This is a genomic window from Deltaproteobacteria bacterium, from assembly GCA_023382265.1.
In the GTDB taxonomy this organism is placed as follows: Bacteria; JAMCPX01; JAMCPX01; order JAMCPX01; family JAMCPX01; genus JAMCPX01.
The window spans coordinates 14,619-34,437 of the sequence record JAMCPX010000033.1; the positions used below are offsets into that span (position 1 = coordinate 14,619).

The 19,819-nt window shown below is 38.1% G+C and carries 15 protein-coding genes and 1 pseudogene; 7 read left to right on the forward strand and 9 right to left on the reverse strand.

The genetic code is table 11. The annotated features are described in order from the left end of the window. The first annotated feature begins 48 nt into the window (after positions 1-48). From M1381_06480 to M1381_06510, 7 genes and pseudogenes are all read left to right on the forward strand, one after another. Entirely contained in the window at positions 49-2,310 is a 2,262-nt protein-coding gene (locus tag M1381_06480; protein MCL4478730.1) for an MMPL family transporter, read from the forward strand. 129 nt (positions 2,311-2,439) lie between these two features. Then, positions 2,440-2,889 (forward strand): transcriptional repressor, encoded by a 450-nt coding sequence (locus M1381_06485; protein ID MCL4478731.1) that lies wholly within the window; start codon positions 2,440-2,442, stop codon positions 2,887-2,889. A 45-nt stretch (positions 2,890-2,934) separates the two neighbouring features. Beyond that, positions 2,935-3,449 (forward strand): annotated as a pseudogene (locus M1381_06490) (DUF507 family protein). Between the two features lie 22 nt (positions 3,450-3,471). Beyond that, complete coding sequence (locus tag M1381_06495; protein ID MCL4478732.1) at positions 3,472-3,702, forward strand: KH domain-containing protein; 231 nt, start codon at positions 3,472-3,474, stop codon at positions 3,700-3,702. A 217-nt stretch (positions 3,703-3,919) separates the two neighbouring features. Further along, complete coding sequence (locus tag M1381_06500; GenBank protein ID MCL4478733.1) at positions 3,920-4,849, forward strand: ATP-binding protein; 930 nt, start codon at positions 3,920-3,922, stop codon at positions 4,847-4,849. Beyond that, a complete protein-coding gene (locus M1381_06505) occupies positions 4,840-6,144 on the forward strand; it encodes a sigma-54 dependent transcriptional regulator (GenBank protein MCL4478734.1) in 1,305 nt (434 codons plus the stop codon). The genes M1381_06500 and M1381_06505 overlap by 10 nt, the downstream gene beginning before the upstream one ends. A 12-nt stretch (positions 6,145-6,156) precedes the next feature. Beyond that, entirely contained in the window at positions 6,157-7,092 is a 936-nt protein-coding gene (locus M1381_06510) for an ABC transporter ATP-binding protein (GenBank protein ID MCL4478735.1), read from the forward strand. A 186-nt stretch (positions 7,093-7,278) separates the two neighbouring features. On the opposite strand, the gene hemL is transcribed toward M1381_06510, so the two are convergent. From hemL to argS, 9 genes are all read right to left on the reverse strand, one after another. Further along, positions 7,279-8,568: a glutamate-1-semialdehyde 2,1-aminomutase gene (hemL, locus tag M1381_06515; GenBank protein MCL4478736.1), complete on the reverse strand. Its 1,290-nt coding sequence runs from the start codon at positions 8,566-8,568 to the stop codon at positions 7,279-7,281. Beyond that, the gene (locus tag M1381_06520) at positions 8,537-11,101 is read right to left on the reverse strand and encodes a M6 family metalloprotease domain-containing protein (GenBank protein MCL4478737.1); all 2,565 of its coding nucleotides are present in this window, start codon (positions 11,099-11,101) and stop codon (positions 8,537-8,539) included. Before M1381_06520 ends, hemL begins: the two co-directional genes overlap by 32 nt. 146 nt (positions 11,102-11,247) lie before the next feature. After that, positions 11,248-12,447, reverse strand: a complete 1,200-nt coding sequence (locus M1381_06525) for a hypothetical protein (GenBank protein MCL4478738.1) — start codon at positions 12,445-12,447, stop codon at positions 11,248-11,250. Between the two features lie 131 nt (positions 12,448-12,578). Next, the gene (locus M1381_06530; GenBank protein MCL4478739.1) at positions 12,579-13,346 is read right to left on the reverse strand and encodes a hypothetical protein; all 768 of its coding nucleotides are present in this window, start codon (positions 13,344-13,346) and stop codon (positions 12,579-12,581) included. 45 nt (positions 13,347-13,391) lie between these two features. Next, positions 13,392-13,760 carry a hypothetical protein gene (locus M1381_06535; protein MCL4478740.1) on the reverse strand — a complete coding sequence of 123 codons (369 nt, stop codon included), beginning with the start codon at positions 13,758-13,760 and terminating at the stop codon, positions 13,392-13,394. 15 nt (positions 13,761-13,775) lie between these two features. After that, positions 13,776-16,265 carry a tetratricopeptide repeat protein gene (locus tag M1381_06540; protein MCL4478741.1) on the reverse strand — a complete coding sequence of 830 codons (2,490 nt, stop codon included), beginning with the start codon at positions 16,263-16,265 and terminating at the stop codon, positions 13,776-13,778. Positions 16,266-16,274: 9 nt separating this feature from the next. Then, on the reverse strand, positions 16,275-18,056 hold the full coding sequence (gene aspS / locus M1381_06545) for an aspartate--tRNA ligase (protein MCL4478742.1): 1,782 nt from the start codon (positions 18,054-18,056) through the stop codon (positions 16,275-16,277). 11 nt (positions 18,057-18,067) lie between these two features. Continuing rightward, positions 18,068-18,700, reverse strand: a complete 633-nt coding sequence (locus tag M1381_06550) for an SPOR domain-containing protein (GenBank protein ID MCL4478743.1) — start codon at positions 18,698-18,700, stop codon at positions 18,068-18,070. Positions 18,701-18,714: 14 nt separating this feature from the next. After that, positions 18,715-19,819: arginine--tRNA ligase (argS, locus tag M1381_06555; protein MCL4478744.1), on the reverse strand; the 1,105-nt coding region annotated here is incomplete at its 5' end.

Genomic DNA, 19,819 nt, shown 5'->3' on the forward strand with positions numbered 1-19,819 from the left:
CAACTTTGCTTGCATTATAAAATTTTATCATCTATATGCAAACACATTATGAAAAAATTAGTTGAGCTATCCATAAAACATCCATGGCGAGTCCTTATATTTATTGCCATGCTTACAATAATAGCGGCTTATTTTGCCGTAGATGTACCCGTTGAAGACGACATCATGAAAACGCTTCCGGAGCATGACCCGCAGGTAACACTGTTTAACAATATAGGAAAACGTTTTGGCGGCACAGATTATTTCCTTGTTGTAATGGAAGGAAACAACCTGTTTAATCATTCAAGCCTTGAGAAACTGAAGAATATTACAGATAAGCTTCAATCGCTTCCGGAACTCAACAGCGTTGAGAGTCTTACAAATGTTGAAGCTATAAAGGCAAGTCATGGTGAACTCGATATCTCAAAATTTATAGAGCATATACCGGATAATAAACAGGCATTGGAAGAGATTAAGCAGGACGCGATCTCAAACAAGCTGTATCGCGGAAATCTTATTTCTCCAAATGGAAAGGCACTTGCCATACTGTGTCAGATCAAAAAGGATGTAAACAGCGAATCCCTCGTAAATATAATAGGCAAAATCATTCAGCCTTTCAAAGGGCCTGAGAATATTTACTTAATAGGTGTACCCGTTGATAATGATATCATAAGCAAAGCAATACATTCTGATTTGGGCAGGCTACTTCCTCTGGCTATACTGCTCAACATAGTCATAATGTTTATCCTGTTCCGCAATTTTATAAGCGTGATCTTAAGGCTTACCCCTGCACTCATTGCCATAGTAATCACTGTTGGACTCATGGGCATCACGCACACCCCTTTTACTATGCTTTCGGTGGGCATGCCTACCCTGCTGATCGCCCTCGGCAGCATATACAGCATACACATTATGACAAGGTATTACCAGTTGCTTGAACATACAAAGGACAATGAAAGTGCATTAAGAAGTATGATAAAAGAACTCGGTATGCCAATGCTTTTCATCGGCTTGATAACCTCTATTGGATTTTTTGCCAACATATCCTCCACAATCATACAGGTAAAACAAGCGGGGATATTCGCCGGTATAGGCATACTCATCTCTATGTTTGTTTCTGTAACATTTGTACCGGCTCTTCTCACACTCAGACATAAGGGAAAAGAGGAAGAACTCATAAATAATAAAAAACGCTTCAACCATTTTCTTGAGAACCTCTCCGTATGGGTACAAAAACACAACTATACAATACTCATTATAGGCATAGGACTCGCTGTTATCGCTATCTATAATGTAAAAACCATCAATACGGAAACAGACATAACAAAATTTTTCAAAGCTGATTCTGTTGTGAGGAAAACATCTGCAAAGGCTGTCAAAAACTTTGGCGGGATATTTGTGCTTCAGATTCTTGTACATGGTGACATAAATTCCCCTGCGGTCCTGAACACCATGGTCAAACTTGAAGATGAATTGGATACGATTAACGGGGTTCATTATCCATTCAGTGTAGCTGACCTCATCGAGACAATGAATCAGGTGCTACACGACAATAATCCAGCATACCATGCGATACCGGATACAAAGAATGCCATAGCCCAGTACATGCTTCTGTATTCAATGTCGGACCAAAAATTACTTGATACGCTGATCACGCCCGACTCCAAAGAAACGATCATCCAGGCGAGGATTGGCAAGTTCGGGTTTCATGAGATAGAACAGATCGTTAATCAGATCAAACAGAAGATACAGCCCCTTGAAACAAGGGACATTCATTTTACCCTGACCGGTTCACCTATGCTTATAATAACCATAAATAAACACCTCATAGAAAATCAGGAGGCAAGCCTCTACATATCCATTATAGCCGTCTTTCTCCTGTTATCCATTGTATTCAGATCGTTGATAGGCGGTTTGATCACACTTATCCCGCTGCTAATAAAGGTCAGCTACAACTACGGAATCATGGAGCTCTTCCATATACCTCTGAACGTTGCAACAGGGCTTATAGCAAGCATGACTATCGGCGTTGGTGTGGACTATATCATACATTTTGTCATGGGATTCAGGGAGAGATACAAAGAGGGATCAAGTCATTCCATTGATACTGCCATGAAAGAGGCAACCGTTATCACAGGCAGATCAATACTGAACAGTGCTATAGTACTTGTCGGAGACTTTTCAGTGCTTACACTTTCAAGCTTCCTTCCGATGATCTACTTCGGCATCCTGTCTGCAAGCATGGTTATATACAGTTCTATTGTTTCTATAACCCTGTTCCCTGCCCTGCTTCAGATAGCCCATAAGCATCTAAAATGGCTGAAAAAATAAACCCCGATAGCAAGGACTCGGCATTACCGGGTAAAAGCTCCTGTTTTCTTTACAAGGCTATGCCATAAAGAGTATTGAAATTCGTATACAATCTTGACAGAATGATAATATCTGTTAAACTATCATATAGTGAATAACGAGGTTTTGATTAAAAGAAGAATCATTTCAGAACTTTCTGATAGAGGCTTTAGAAATAGCTCCAGCAGAAACGTTGTTATTACCGCATTTGCTGAAAGTAACAAGCATTTAAACATTGAAGAGCTTCATAAAATTGTAAAACGGATTAAGCCGAAAATCGGGTTTGCTACAGTTTATAGAACATTAAAACTGCTTGTAGAAAATGGCTTTGCAAGGGAAGTTGATTTTAAAGATGGATTTACAAGGTATGAACTCCAGAAGAAATCCCCTGATCAACATTATCACATGATCTGCATAAAATGTAAAAACGTAATAGAATTCGATGATAAAGGAATAGAACAGATAAAACAAACCGTATGTATAAAAACCGGGTTTAAACCATTATATTACAGGCTTGAGATATTCGGGGTCTGTAAAAAATGCAGCAAAAAAAGAGGCTGAAAGATGAGATTAAACAAATCAGAGATAGATAAAATAAGTTCTTTAATGATAAAACATCTGACCGAAAAAAATATTCTTGTAAAAACCGCCAAACAAGATAATACTAAATCTATCATAAATAATGTTATTTATGATGATATGCTCAAAGAAGAAAAGTTAAATGAAGAAGTAAAAAACATAATGGAATCCTATGAATCGGAGCTTAAAAGTGGTAAAGTGGATTACAATAAATTGTTTAACATGATAAAACATCAGCTTATTAAGGAACGGAAACTTGTTATATGACAAGGCTAAATGATGATAGGATAAGCTACATATCCCATAACATCTTTGATAGGCTTTCCAAAAACAAACTGGTAGACCCGTCAAGGAGAGGTGAGATTATCAATATCCTGAAAGACAGTTTTATGGAGTTTGACAGACTTAATGATGCTATAGAAGAGGATGTTAAAAAACGTATCCGTTCTATGGCAAAAGAGATACCGGAGAACAGCCAGGAATGGAAGATACTTTACGCCAAAAACCTGGACCAGGAGCTGAAAAAGAAAGGCTTAAAATGAAAATCGTGGAATGGAGGATAACATGAAAGAGCTTATAGAAATGATAGCAAAGGCATTGGTTGATAATCCTAACGATGTGGTTGTTTCAGAAATTGAAGGAGAACACACCATTGTGCTTGAGCTTAAAGTAGCTAAAAACGATGTAGGCAAGATTGTTGGTAAAGAGGGTAACCACGCAAAGGCTATAAGAACGATACTCTCAGCAGCAAGTGGTAAAAAAGGTAAGAAATATACACTTGAGATAATTGGATAAATTATAATAGCTTCTACATTATTCTTGTTCAAATAAACGAGGGTACCTAATTGCCCTGTTTATAATGTTTCGGTTTGTGACTGCATATATTTGATGGTTAAGAGATTTTATGTCATTTAAAGGCTTGCATAATAAAAGATTGATCTTTATTATTGTCTTATCAATATTTACTGTATCGTTTCATTACATATATGGTTTGTCGCATAACTCATTTCTAATGGTAATTCATAATCGATTATGTTACATTCCCATCATGCTTGGCGGCTTATGGTTCGGCATATACGGTGGCATAGGTACTGCCTTTGCTATATCAATTGCTATAACTCCTTTTATAGTTTTATATCACACTTCTATGTATAATGGATTTCTTTCAGATGAGCTTATTGAAATTGTTTTTTATCTATTTATAGGTTGGATTATAGGCATGCTTTCAACCGCTCAGCGAAAAGAACGTGAAAAAAATGATCTCTTAAAAGAACAGTTGAAGAATTCTGAGAAGCTATCTACAATTGGTGAGATATTTGCATATATGATGCATGAAATTAAAAATCCTTTAAATGCAATAAAAGGTACTGCAGATATTATTGCAGATAGCTCAGTTGAATCTCAAAAAAAACTTGAATTCTCAAATATACTAAAAAATGAGATTCAACGACTCAACAGAACCCTTGATTCGATGCTTGGCTATACAAAACTTAACCTTACATTAACATACTGTGATATTGGCGAAGAGCTTAACACCACTTTAAAAATGTTAGCACCACAAGCTGAAAAAACAGGGGTAAAAATGCAGCTATTCGGTATAAACAATTTTCAGGTTATTGTGGATTGCGATAAGATAAAACAGGTTTTTATAAATCTTGTCCTTAATGCCTTTGATGCAATGAAAAATGGCGGTTTATTAAACATATCATTACAACAGTCAGCAAATGGATATATTGATATAGCATTCAAAGATACAGGACAGGGTATATTACCTGAAAATATGAAAAAGTTGTTTAAACCCTTTTTTACAACAAAATCTCACGGAACAGGGCTTGGACTTGCTATATCAAAACGAATAGTAGAGGAGCATAATGGCAAGTTGCTTGTTGAAAACGAGTATGGCAATGGAACATCTTTTATAGTGAGGCTACCATGCAATTAGTAAGGATTGCCGTAATAGAAGATGATAACACGCAAAGAAAGGTTATAGAATTTAATCTGTCAAGAGAAGGATATAATGTAAAGGGTGCCGGGACAATAAGTGAAGGTTTTAAACTTATAAAAGAACAAAATCCTGCTATAGTTATAACAGATGTCATGTTACCTGATGGAGATGGCGTAGAACTGCTTGGTAAAATTATATCTGCAAACCCATCAACTATTGTTATAGTTATAACAGCGTATGGAACCATACGAATGGCTGTAGATGCTATCCGTAAAGGGGCTTATAACTACATTACAAAGCCTTATGAGATGGATGAACTGTTATTATCTATAAGGCAAGCCCTGTCATCAATGGAAACAAGGCAGCATACACTAAAGGATGCTGTTCAGCTTATTGGCAGTTCAGAACCTATTCAAAAGATAAAGCAGATGATAGAGCAGGTAAAAGACTCTGATATTCCTGTACTAATAACAGGTGAATCCGGAACGGGTAAAGAGATCATGGCAAGACTGATACATTTTACAAGTAGTAGAAAGGACAAACATTTTGTTGCATTAAACTGTGCAGCAATACCGGCAAGCCTGCTTGAAGCAGAGCTTTTTGGCTATGTTAAAGGTGCCTTTAGCGGTGCTGACAAAGCTAAACCAGGTAGATTCCAAATTGCAGATGGTGGTACATTATTCCTTGATGAAATAGGCAGCATGGATGTTGCTTTACAATCAAAACTTTTAAGGGTTGTGGAAACAGGAGAGATAGAGATGCTTGGTGAAGTTGAAGCTAAAAAAGTCAATGTAAGAATCATCTCAGCAACAAATGCAGACCTGAATGACTTAATAATACGTGGAATATTTCGAGAAGACCTGTACTACAGGCTTAATGTCTTTAATATCCATGTCCCTCCACTAAGAGAAAGAAAACAGGACATAACAATGCTTATGAATCATTTTATAAATCTTTATTCCGAAGACAAAACACTATCAATAGCTAACAAAGCAATAGACATGCTAATAAATTATCAATGGTATGGGAATGTTAGAGAGCTTGAAAATTTTATAAGGCGTATGGCTGTTACAAAAAAACATGGGGTCATAACAGATGAAGATATAAGCCCTTATTTGAAATCCAATATCAGTAGTCTTAAGCAAGACTCATCACTTGATGAAGTAGAGAAGCAGATGATCTTATCTGCGCTTGAGAAATCAGGTCATAATAAAGCAATGGCTGCAGAGATATTGAAAATACCGAGGCACAAGCTTATATACAGAATAAAAAAATTTGGTATACACGAATGAGTATTCTATTTTATGGATGAACTTCTTATAATAGCTAAATCTCTATTCAAGAGCTATGGCGATGTAATAGCCGTTAGCGGCATAAGCTTCTCCTTGAAAAAGGGTGAGGTATTGGGTGTGGTTGGCCCGAACGGTGCAGGTAAAACAACAACAATAGGAATGATAACAGGCAGATGCCTCATTGATAAAGGTGAATTATATGTCGTCGGCAAAGATGTAAAAACACACGATCGGGATATTAGAAAGGTTATGGGCGTTGTTTCCCAGGATGACAATGCTGATCCAGACCTCAATGTATATGAAACTTTATTAATCTATGCCAGTTATTTCGGTAAACCATCAAAAGAAAGGATCAATGAGCTTTTAAATTTTTTCGAACTTGAACATTATAAAACATTCAATGTAATGTCTCTATCCGGCGGTATGAGGAGAAGATTGAGCATAGCAAGGGCTCTTATCAACGATCCATTGCTTTTGATTCTCGACGAGCCAACAACAGGACTCGATCCTCAAGCACGATATCATACGTGGGATAGGCTTTTAAGGATAAAAGAACAAGGTGTAACAATTCTTCTCACAACACATTACATGGAAGAGGTTACAAAACTATGCGACAGGGTTATGATAATAGATAAGGGTAAGATATTGGCAATCGATAAACCTCAAGACATAATCATTTCCCGGTACCCTTCCGATGTAATAGAGATAAAGATACAGGATAAAGACAGCTTTAACGGTATAATAAAAAACCTTGATAATTTTGGTCTTAAACATGAGTTTACAGGTAAATTCGGTTTAATCATTCCATTCAAAAATGAGGATGCGCTTGCAATTGAAAAGTATTTATTAGAATCTTATCCCCGTGCTTATCCTCTAAGGAGACCACCAAACCTTGAAGATGCATTTTTATCAATGACAGGTAAAGAGCTTATGGAAAACAACTTGTAAATAAGTGATCCCTTGTTGATTAACTAAAAACACGTTTGGTTTAATATAAAGATTGGATAACGGCTGGTCTTCCCGCTTTTTTGATATAAATTAAAAAGCTTGATTGATCAATTCTTACCGGAGATATCACGCTGGCAAGCGGCAATCTTACAATGCGGTTTGTATCTGCGGGATTATAATTAACAGTCAGGATACTTGTTTAAAAGCCTCATAAGCATGCTTTATAGTCCTGTCTATGTTTCTGACCGTATGCGCCATGGATACAAAGTGCGCTTCAAACTGTGACGGCGGGAGGTATACCCCCTTTTCAAACATATACTGGAAGAACTTTGCATATTTTTTTGTATCGGATCTCATAGCTGACTGCAGGTCTTTTACATGTCCTTCTGTAAAAAATGGTGTAAACATTGAGCCTATGCGGTTGATTGTGATCTTAGCGCCAGCCATCTTCGCAGCATCCTCTAATCCTTCAATAAGGTATGCTGTTTTTTTTTCGAGGTCTTCGTAAAACAAGGGCTTTGATTTTATTTCTTTTATCACACTGATGCCTGCTGCCATTGCAACCGGATTGCCCGATAATGTGCCTGCCTGGTAAACAGGTCCTTCCGGAGATACAAGCTTCATAATCTCCTTTTTACCTCCATAAGCACCAACCGGCATACCGCCGCCGATAATCTTCCCGAGCGTTGTGATATCAGGCTTAATATCATAGTATATCTGTGCCCCGCCTGATGAAAGTCTGAACCCGGTTATTACCTCATCAAAAATAAGCACTATCCCATGCTTGGCAGTTAATTCTCTTACTGTCTGAAGAAACCCGGGCTCGGGTAAAACAACACCCATGTTACCTGCAACTGGCTCAATTATAATAGCTGCTATCTCAGCAGCCTGTTCATCCGTTATTCTTTTTAGCGCATCCATATTATTGTATGGAGACGTTAATGTATTTTTTGCCATTGCCTCCGGAATTCCGGGGCTTGACGGAACACCAAGTGTTGTCAAACCGGAGCCTGCTTTTATTAAAAACTGATCTCCATGGCCATGATAACCGCCTTCAAATTTTACAATCTTTTCTCTTTTTGTGAATGCCCTTGCTACTCTGACTGCACTCATTGTTGCTTCTGTCCCCGAGTTAACCATTCTTACAAGCTCTATTGATGGAAATGATTCTTTGATCAATTCGGCAAGCCTTATCTCATAAGGGCATAATGTACCAAAACTTGTACCCGACCTGATAGCCCTTCGCATGGCATTTAATACCTTTATGTTGGCATGCCCGAGTATCAATGGCCCCCATGACATACAATAATCTATGTAGCTATATCCATCAACATCATAAAGCCTGTCTCCCTTTGCCCTTGAAACAACGATAGGCTCACCGCCAACCGCGTGAAAGGCCCGAACAGGGCTATTTACGCCGCCCGGCATTAGCGCTTTTGCTTTATTAAAATAATTGAGTGAGTGCGGTCTTTTCATGTTTTTTTGCCAGGATTTCATAGTATCTTATGAACAGAAATTCCAATAAAATAAATTTTAAGTAGTATAAAGTAAAACCAATAAAAATGAATAAAGGCAGCAACACATATCTTATCAAGTCCATGTTTACGCGGCTGCTTTGTGCAAGTTTTATTATATAGGGGGATAAAGCATAGTAGTAGACATGCACCAATTGTCTCCCGATTTTAGTTCTCATCAGATCTCCTCTTATATCCCGTAGAGGTTTGAAAAGATCGCTGTCATTACCATAAATGGCGCTCAATGCACATATACCATTCTTACTCGTATTGGACGTAAGCACATTGATGTTGAATGACACATCTGTTGAACCATAGCAGTTGGAAATGTTAATGCCTACAGGATTAGTGCCTTTATCCTTGATTGTTGTCAGCCAGTGAACAATACCGTTATTGTCTATCGTAAGCGAGGATGGACCTGTCGTAACGGTATAACTAACCGGAGATGCGCCGGTTACCGGGAGGCTGAACGTAAAAGCTGAACCGGCATCTACGTTAAATGATGCGGGTATATTCGTGGAAAGGAACGGCATTGCATTATTAGGATCAAGTATAACATTAAAGTCAGCACCACCATTATTATTAAAACTTATGTTGTCTATTGTAATATTTGTATTATAGCCTGTATAGCTTATGCTTGATGGCGATGATGACTCGGATAGGGCATCTCCTGTTGTATAGTAATCCTGTGGGTCACCAATATTTATACCTTTTTCAAGGTCATAAGTTCCATCAGCCTGAACAAGCGCAACCTGGTAGTGTGAAGTTGTATGCCCGGGATACCATGGGTAGGTATTCCCTGTAATTGCATCATCTACATGCCATATTAATAAGCCGTCACCTGGCAGATCCCTGTCAAAAGATGTATTTATAGAATCCGATATCAGGAAATACTCAAGTGGTCCCATATTTTGTGTATGAATCTTAATAGCTCCGCCGTTAAGTTCAATAGGATTTAAAGTAACATTACACTCATTAGATCTGATAGTTGTCGGGGTAAGCCAGCCAAGCAATTGCCGGGACCATGGTGATAATTCTGTAGGATAAGGGCCATGCGCTCCATAAGACATAAGTTCAAAATTACCTAAGCCATAAGCCCCATCCTGCTGCCAGTTTGTGTCATACAGATCAATAAGTCCAAGTGAATGGCCAAATTCATGAGCAAAAACACCCATATCTATTGGTCCGACAGATCCCGTAAAAGTGGTAGAAGAAATCGATTCTTGATCAAAATACGGGAGCTCTGTTTGCTCCGGCAGTATCATGTATCCGTTTATGGTTGTACCATTACATGTAATGGGTTCCATCATTGTATTCGACCAGATGTCGTTTAAATAACCTGTTTGCTCTGCACCAAGCCCCTGATGCACTATAATGACATACCTTATACCATTCTGATCTCCAAAGCTTGAAAAAGGCACTCCTGCTGTACAGGCATCTGCAATGGCCTCTCTTGCAAGCGTATCTGCACCGGGTGTACCAAATCCATACTGGCCATAACCATAGTAATTATGACTATTGGTAGCGGTGAACCAGCCGTAAACAGTGCCTGTTACAGTCAACGAGCCGTGCGACATATCCTTGTAGAACAAATCAAGACTTGAAAATGGGTATAGAGGAGCAGGACTGATTGTTGAAAAAAGCATCTGTTCAAAATAATTGGTAGTGGTTGTTGTCAGCGGCGTTGTATCGGAAAAATTTATAAGCAGAACCGGAACATCAATGGTACGGCTTGAAGGACTGAAGGTACTTCCAGTACCATATACGTCAAGGGGTGTAAATGTGTATGTATTGTTAAATCCAAATGAATTCAGGATTATTTTTTTTGATAATAATCTTATATCAGGAGGTGCATAGGAAGGCACATCATAACTTTTTAGTAATAATTCAGCACCAGGATGACTTAAAATCTTGACCCATCCTATGCCTTTTTTATACCAGTATTCCTGACTTAGAATGCTCTTTTCAAACTCAAGTACGTGCAAACAATTTTTAAAAATTCCATCAGGTGTGTTAACAACAGATGTCGTGCTTTTAATTATGAATGTATAATCTTTATATGTCCATTTTTTCCCTTTTTCTATTGGTGATTTTAAGAGCAATTTTTCCTGCTGTATCTTGTGCCTTAAAACACCATGTTCAAGTAATTCATTTGATTTGAAGACATAAGTCCATTTGGTTTTCATGGCCGAACCAAAAAAATTTACATCCTGTTCTATTTCATATTTGCCGTTCTTTATGCTTCTCACACGCCTTGATATCGTCCCTATCTGCATTATGGGTTTTTTAGTTGTTTTAACAATGTATTCCCATTTGGCCCCTGCAATTATCGGGAAGTAATCCTTAATCCCTGCATAAGCAGGGGTTGAGTTTGTAAGAAGAGTAATGAGGGGAAATAGCAATGTTAACCCAAGAAACGCAATACTGGAGTCTGTTCGTTCGTTCAACACTGAGAGCCACTTAAGACACTTGAAGTTGTTATCCTTAATTACCATTTTGTCCTCTGCCAGTTTATGTGCATGCAGCACGTATTATTTTTTTTGCTTATACTCGCTGCAGCCCATATCAGACGCATTGTTTCACCCATCTCACAGCATTTCCTATTTTTTCAAATACATCACCCGGATTAATAACATATCATCTACCATTTGAATTTTGCACAAACGCCAATGTTATTTACAAATCTTGTATATGAATCAAAAGCTAATGCATTACCCGCATAGTTTACATACAAGTCCGGATGCCCTGAAACAGACTTAAATTCAACAACAGGGACCGCAATTGAATACCCTGTTAAATATTGCGGCGTACTGCCCTGTATACTGGCAGAAGAAGATGCGGGACTGTTTGCGGATGTGCCGTAGACAAAATCGGCACTTATCTCCGGATTAAATGCAGGAAAGAAATTTGTATAAACGTCTATCCCCAATGACGGCCCCTGTAGATCGTAATTCGTCTGTAGATCGGAACTATTGTACGTTGACCAGAGATATGCATACCCGGGATCCAACCAGAGCTTTATAGACTTTAAAGAAACAATTTTAAATTCCATAGAACCGTGTATCCAATTTGTCTCCTCGTTTCCCTGATCGAATAATATACTTGGTGTACTATTATTAAAAGCCACCATATATGTAGAATTGAAAAATTCCGTTGTTGCATTAACGTTTAACTTAAACCACCTGAGGACACCGTAATATAGCCTTGCAGATAGCATAAAAGCTCCCGATGATGCTCCCGTGTTATCCTGATACATTACTCCTCCGCCAACAACCGGTGTGATTGAAAACCATTGTTTATAAGGTTTAGGCGGCGGTGAACTGATAACGTTGTTTATAGCTTCTTCTTCAGGCCTGTTATGGTTATTAAATGAAACAGTTATTAAAGCGCCATAAGTGGCATTAGCCGATACCATTATCTGATATACATTGATTGCATCTGTTGTCTTTATGTTGATATCAAGCTCTTTTTCTGACGGTGTTAATCCTTCATGACCGACAATGTCTAATTTAGATGTACCCGATGCCGGCATCGTATAGTATTGTACATTATTACCCGATGATACACTCACATCAAAACCTGCCATAGCAGATGCAGTTACAGGCATAAGGCTTTTAACAATAATGCTGATGGTCCCTTTACCATGAGTTTCGATATCAAGCATATTTGAATGAGTTAAAAGGTAATAGACCCTTTCAGGATGTTCATATAGTGTTACAGCCCTGCCATTTGTCAGAAGTCTAAAAAACGGACTTTGGTTTGCAAAGCCGGTTGAAACAGTTATTGTTATAAACAACACAGCTGCTATAATCTTAAAACATAACCGCAACAGATCCGCCATTAAATAGCCTATTAGTGTTTTCAAATGTAAGCAATCTTCCATCATAACCTGTTTCTAATCGTATATCAGATGTTGTATAAAATGCAAGTTCCATTGAATAAAGGTAAAAGACTGTATGGATTTATTTTATATTAATCCCTTCCATGTCTATTTCCAATATCCATTTCCATTGGTGCTGTTTCAGGCTGTTTATATGGTTGTTCCGGTTTATATGTATTCATCTCATGGGATGAATACATGTCTGTCCCATTCCCCATAGACATACCTCTTTCGCCGGGCGGTACGTTAATTAAGTTAAATGTCTTTTTTTGTATATTATCAGCAGTTTGATTATTTTTAAATTCGCTTATCATAAAAGACAAGCTATCTTTTTTCTTATAGCCCATTGAGATCAAAGAACTTAAAGATACTGTTCCAATAATATAGTACGACTCTGATTTATCAGGAGCAGCATTATAAAGTAATCTTAATTCCGAGGGTTTTAGCCCGTTTAATACGGCTATCGCTATTGTTTCTTTTAATTCGCCTGTCCTGCGCCCTTTTACAGGGATACTATTATACATGGCATTTGCCTTCACATAAGCTTGTTCAAGCCTGTTTGCTACCATTATAACTCTTTGGGCAGGTACACGTTTGGTCAGCCCCTCCATAATCTTGCCCGAAATGAATGATACCGGAACACGGTTTTGTTTTGCATTGATAAGTGTATTTATCATATCGGTCGTTTCAACATTGCTTATAGATAGAAGATGTGCCTTGTTAACTATAAGTGAAATCTGAGTTCCTGAAATGCCTTTCTCCTTTGCAGTACTTATGGCATTACTCAGCTCATCTGCATAAACCGACGAACCCATTAAAAACATAATCAAGAGCGTTATTGTTATAATTCTTCTATTCATCTTTTAAATAAGACTGTTTATATAATATACCGTAACATTATTATATCATTTCTGTAGGATTATAACAACAGCATTTTTACCCTCAAACCCATCATTGCTATATTCATCGGCATTCGGCGGTACGATTAAGTTTTTATTATCCACTAAAAACTGGTAATAATATATGCCCTTCTTTAGCGTGATACTTATCTCCCATGTTTGCTTATCGATTTTTTTCATCTGTAATGGGTATGTTCCCCATTCATTAAAACTTCCAACAAGGTTTACAGAACGAGCGGATTTAGAAACATACCTGAACAGACAGGTATTATTATTTACAAAAGTATTCGGTATTATTGGAGCATGCGCACACTGAGAGATAAGGATCGATAAGATAAACATAACTATATATCGGTTTTTCTTATTTAACAGCATCTATCCCTGTTTGTTTCACTTCTTAAATAGTTTTTTTATCTTCTCTATTTGTTCAAATTTATTCATATCGGTTTTACCTATTATCTTCTGAAAAGAAGGCATAGCCCTGAGCGGTGCAAATGAAGGCTCTTCTAATGCCGAGAATTTCAGATCCGGTTTTTTTTCTATGGCCTTCTTAAGACTTTCTATAGCCGCTCTGTTCTCTCCCTGTAGAGCGAGTCCCACAGCATGATCATACCATACTATCGGATTATCTGGATTTAGTTTTTTTGCCTTTTCAAAATACTTATCGCCATTGTTAAAATCCTTTATGTAATAGTATGCCATTGCAATATTAAGCCATCCTGGCTGGAAAGTTGGATCCAGCTCTACGCTTTTCTGATAATTTGTCAGTGCTTCACTGTATTTACCTTCCAGAAACATTGCATTCCCTATGTTGTAATAAGCATCCGGATTCTTTGGGCCGAATTTTATCTGGAGTTCCGCAACCTTAACAACATCACCATACTTACCTAATCTCACATCACAGGAGACAAGCTGATTGCCTATTTCCGATACAATGGGTGGAAGATACTTAATTGCGTTTTCAAAATCAGGAACGGCCTTTGCACAATTGTTCTCAGCGAGATAAGCCCCGCCCCTAAGTCTGTAAGCAAGTCCAAAGTATGGACTGAGTTTTAGAGATCGATCGAGATCGGATATGGTTTGTTTTATTTCTCCTGAATTAAATTCAACTATTGCCCTGTGGAAATAATAGATATACTCAAAAGGGTTGAGTGATATGGCATCATCAAACTCATGTATTGCAGCAGCAAAATCTCTTCTATTCCTGTACGCTACACCGTCCTTTATGTGATTTTCCGCATCCGCTGTTCTTCCAGCATATATAGGCAGAATGAACACGGAAATTATACTCAATATAATAGCTCCTGTCATTATCAACTGTTTTAAAGGCATAGGGAATTTGTCCCTTTTTAAGGGATTATAAAACAAAAGATATTTTGGCGGCTCTTGAGGTATTATCCATTTTTGTCTCTTCTGTATTTCCTGAGGAGTGTTGTCGTCAAATCCTCTGTAAATTATATCTGCCATAGCAATTAATCCCCAAAAGTACATACTTGAAGCCGGTTCTTGAAGCGGGAAACTAAATATAGCCGCTATCAATACGCTCATGATCCCACCACCAACAGCAAGGGACAAAAGGAATTTGTCTTCGTTAGCGATGTTCTTCTTAGCTGTTTCTATCAGTTTTACAGCAATGTTTAGTATGATCCATAAAAAGGCGATAAATCCTATTATCCCAAGCTCTGCAAGTATCTGCAACCAGTCGTTGTGTGATTCTGAAAATACCTGGTACGTTTTTGATATTATTTCCTGCAGCGGCAATACCTGATATTTATGAATATCAACTTCTATCTGTCCAACTCCAACTCCAAAGATAGGATTGTGCTTCCACGCATCGTAAGTGCTTCTCCATGCCATAAATCTGAAGTTAATGGATGGATCGTGTGTAAGGATCTTCGAAGTTAGAATATCATATATCGATCTGATGACTGTTTTATGCGGTTCCTCTACGTCTTCTACAGTATGATACACCGACACAAGCTGTTTTTTCTTACCGAAATGGGTAACAGATAGAATAGTGCCTCCTAAAGCCACAAGCAGTAAAAATGTTACAATAACACCAAACTGTCTTCCCTTTGAGAATTTTATTGGTACCGTATGTTGTTCCTGTTTCGTTTTTACACCGCCGGCAGCAAGATATCTTATCTTACGCAGTTTTATCCACTGATACATAAAGAAACCGAGAAGCACTATACCGGAGAGCATAAATCCCACCCATGCTGCCCTTGCCTTTGTTAGAACAAAATAAAAATATGTTGGGATGAATAAGAAAAACAGGGCAGTCTTGGTCTCAAGATTAAAATCTTCCATAAAAAATGCGAAGATAAGAAGTGACATGAATCCGATCATCCATTCTGCCGAGAAATTTGTTAAACCTATAGTTGAGGATGGATCCTTTTCACCATATATATCATAAGGGCATGGGAGTATTTGATAGAACTGCATTATGCCATACATAGCGACTATAAATACAGACACCGCCATCGCAATAATGATCCATCGAATATGAGAACGCTTCCTTATGTACAGCAGGGTGAAAAACCAGAAGAATATATTTGCACCAAGTCTTATCATCATATCAACAGCGCGCCATATATCGGTCACATGAACCAGGTGTGCAAATGTTATACCTATCATTATAAGCATTGGAATCCATAGAGATGTTTTGGGAAATACTATCTCACCTCTATCTATACCCCTTAACAGCCATAGAAAAGTAAGGATCATTACAACTGCAATAAGCACAGTAGTTTTTATCCATATAAACTCATTCCCGAATTTGAGAATCGGTATTACAAGAAACGAAAGGATAATTGTAACGGTACCAACCTTGTCGTACCATGTATCTGCATTTGGTTTGAATTGATTATTTTCAGGCATAGTTCCCCCTTAAACCTTTATATCTTTCTTAATGAACAGTTCTTTTAATTGTTTATTGTCAACGTCTGATGGAGCATCTGTTAATGGACAAACTCCTTTTTGAGTTTTTGGGAATGGGATAACATCCCTTATAGAATCAGAGCCGGTGAGTATCATCACAAGTCTGTCAAGCCCAAAGGCTATACCGCCATGCGGAGGTGCTCCGTATTGTAACGCATCAAGCAAAAACCCGAATTTTAATCTTGCAGAATCTTCACTTATACCGAGCAGTTTAAACACCCTTGACTGCACTTCGCTGTTATGTATACGAATGCTTCCGCCTCCAACCTCTGTCCCATTTAAAACAAGGTCATAAGCCTTTGATTTAACATTTAAAGGCTCTTTTTCGAGTATTGCGACGTCTGAATCACGTGGAGATGTGAAAGGGTGGTGAACAGAGTCGTATCGCTTTTCTTCTTCATTGTATTCATAAGCAGGGAAATCGGTAACCCACAACAATCTGTACTCTTCATCTTTTATCAAATTAAGCTTTCTGCCAAGATACAATCTGAGATTTGACATCGCATCATTAACGATCTTTGATGATGCATCTGCCACGGCAAACACCGTATCTCCGTTTTTCATGCTGAACAGATTCTTAATGCCGTTTTTTTCTTCTCCGGAAAGGAATTTATCAATCTGAGACGATAATATCCCATCCTTCATTTTCAGCCATACAAGCCCCTTTGCCTGATACTGTTTAACAAACAGCTCAAGTCCTTCTATTTCCTTCCTTGAGAAGTCCTGCTCTGCTTTAATCCCTTTTATAAGTCCTTTGTTTCCTAAAGCCTGCTTGAAAACATTAAACCCGCTATTTTTAAAGACTTCATTAAGCTCCATAAGTTCCATACCGAAGCGCATGTCCGGCTTATCATTGCCAAATCGTTTCATTGATTCATCATAAGATATCCTGTAAAATGGTCTCTGAAAATCGGTGTTCTTAAATGATTTAAATATTTTTATAAAAAGCCTTTCCATTATCCCCATCAAGTCTTCCATCTCAATAAACGACATTTCAATATCTATCTGCGTAAATTCAGGTTGTCTATCCGCTCTGAGATCCTCGTCCCTGAAGCACCTTGCAATTTGATAATAGCGATCAAACCCGGACACCATGAGCAATTGTTTGAACAACTGCGGGGACTGAGGCAAAGCATAAAATTTGCCCGCATTAAGCCTGCTTGGTACAAGGAAATCCCTTGCACCCTCAGGGGTGCTTTTTGTAAGTATCGGCGTTTCCACATCTATAAAGTCCTCGGAATTAAGAAATTCCCTTACAAGATTTGTGAGTTTGTGTCTCAGTACAAGATTATCCCGCATCTTTTCTCTTCTTAGATCAATATACCTGTATTTAAGCCTCGTCGTTTCATCAACATCAAGCTTTTCCTGGGCCACCGGGAACGGGGGAGATTTTGACTCATTTAGAATCCGCAGTTCATTGACTGCAACCTCAAGCATGCCAGTTTTTAGCTCTTTGTTTTCCGTACCTTCAGGCCTTTTCGCAACCATACCTTTTACGGCTATTACATATTCGGCCCTTATAGCCTTTGCCTTTTCATAAGCTGCCTTATCCGTCTCAGGGTTAAAAACTATTTGTACAAGTCCTTCACGGTCTCTTATATCCGCAAAAATGAGCCCGCCATGATCCCTTCTTCTATGGACCCATCCCATTAATATTACTTCCTTTCCGACAAGCGCATAATCGATCTGTCCGCAGTAGCATGTCCTTTTTAAAGAACCAAGAAACTCCATATATTCTCCTTCTATTTGCTTGTTACAATACAGTTTATTAAACCATTCGGTTTAAGATGAATTTTTTCATATCTTAGTGCTTGTTCTTTTGTTCCAAAATGTCCAATCTTTACTCTATACCATTGTACATGCCTTATTGTCACACTTTCTATCCATGGCATTACATGCGCTCTCTTCTTGATCTGTGAAATTGACGCCTCAGCCTCCCTTTTTCCCCTGTAAGCTCCGCACTGAATATTAAATCTGCCTGTCTGCTTTTTTGCGATCCTCTTTACAGGCTTTCTGGATTCAACCTTATTTTTAATCTCTTTGTGATTTTTCTCTTCTGTAAGAGACTTATAAAACGTCATTTCCGTATGTGTAGTTGCAGTTGTGGGAGACGATATCTTCGATGCACTCGACACCGCAACCGTATTGGTTTGTGTAGTAGCTGATACCGCAGATTGAGTAAAGATTATCGCATTTTGCGGTTTAACTTGCTGAACTTGGGTAACCTGCGGTATGGTCTTGGTATTCTTACCAAGTACATACCCTATACTGAACACAAGTCCAAGTATGACAATAAAAGCAATCACCACCATGACAATCTGTTTGTTATCCATTGTTATGGTGTACTTTGGTTTTATCCTTTCCATATCTCTCATATAATTTATACCTCCTACATTTTTTCCGGTGCGTTAATACCCATAATTCCTAATGCATTTCTTAAAACAACTTTAATCATCTTTATCAACAAAAGCCTTTGAATCGTATTTACATTGTCGCTCACAACTCTTGTGTCCGTATAGTATTTATGCAGTAATCCTACAAGGTCAAGAAGATAATGAGCAATTTTATGAGGTTCCATTGTTACTGCGGCATCCCTGATGATATCTGGATAAAGCAGGCATGCTCTTATAAGCGATTTTTCCTGTTCATTGAATCTATAATCCCTATCAATAACCAGATTCTCCGTATCAATACCTTTTGATCCGGCGTATTCAAATATGCTTGATATCCTCGCGTAAGCATACTGCACATAGTACACCGGGTTATCCTGAGATTGTTTTTTGGCAAGTTCGATATCAAATGTAAGCTGGCTGTCATGCCTCCTTAGCAAGAAAAAAAACCTTGCAGCATCGGTGCCAACCTCACTAATAAGCTCCTTTAATGTTATGTATTCACCGGATCTTTTTGACATCTGGACAGGCACATCTCCACGCATCAATTTTACCATTTGAATGAACATGACCCGTAGTTTTTTTGCATCATACCCAAGAGCATTCAATGCGGCTTTTATTCTCGGAAGGTAGCCGTGATGATCTGCCCCCCATACATTTATCAATAAATCAAAACCTCTATCATATTTATCCGCGTGATATGCTATATCTGAGGCAAAGTATGTCAGCTCACCGGATTGTTTTTCGATGACCCTGTCTTTTTCATCTCCATAATGAGTTGATAAAAACCATTTCGCCCCGTCTTCCGTTTTTATGGCATTCTTCGCCTCTAACATACCGATAACAGCATCCACACTTCCCTTATCAAACAGATTCTTTTCACTGAACCAGTTATCAAATTCAATTCCAAAATCCTTGAGTGTTTGTTTTATGCCGTCAAGTATGGAATCCGCTGCTATCCCGGTTATCGTATTGATATGAGCTTCATCTATTTGAGTTTTCTGAATACTCAGTTCAAGCTTCTTGCTTATGTCTTCTATATACTCCCCCTTGTATTCGCCCTCAGGAATTTTTTTATCAATGTTATTAATTTTGTAATAGGTA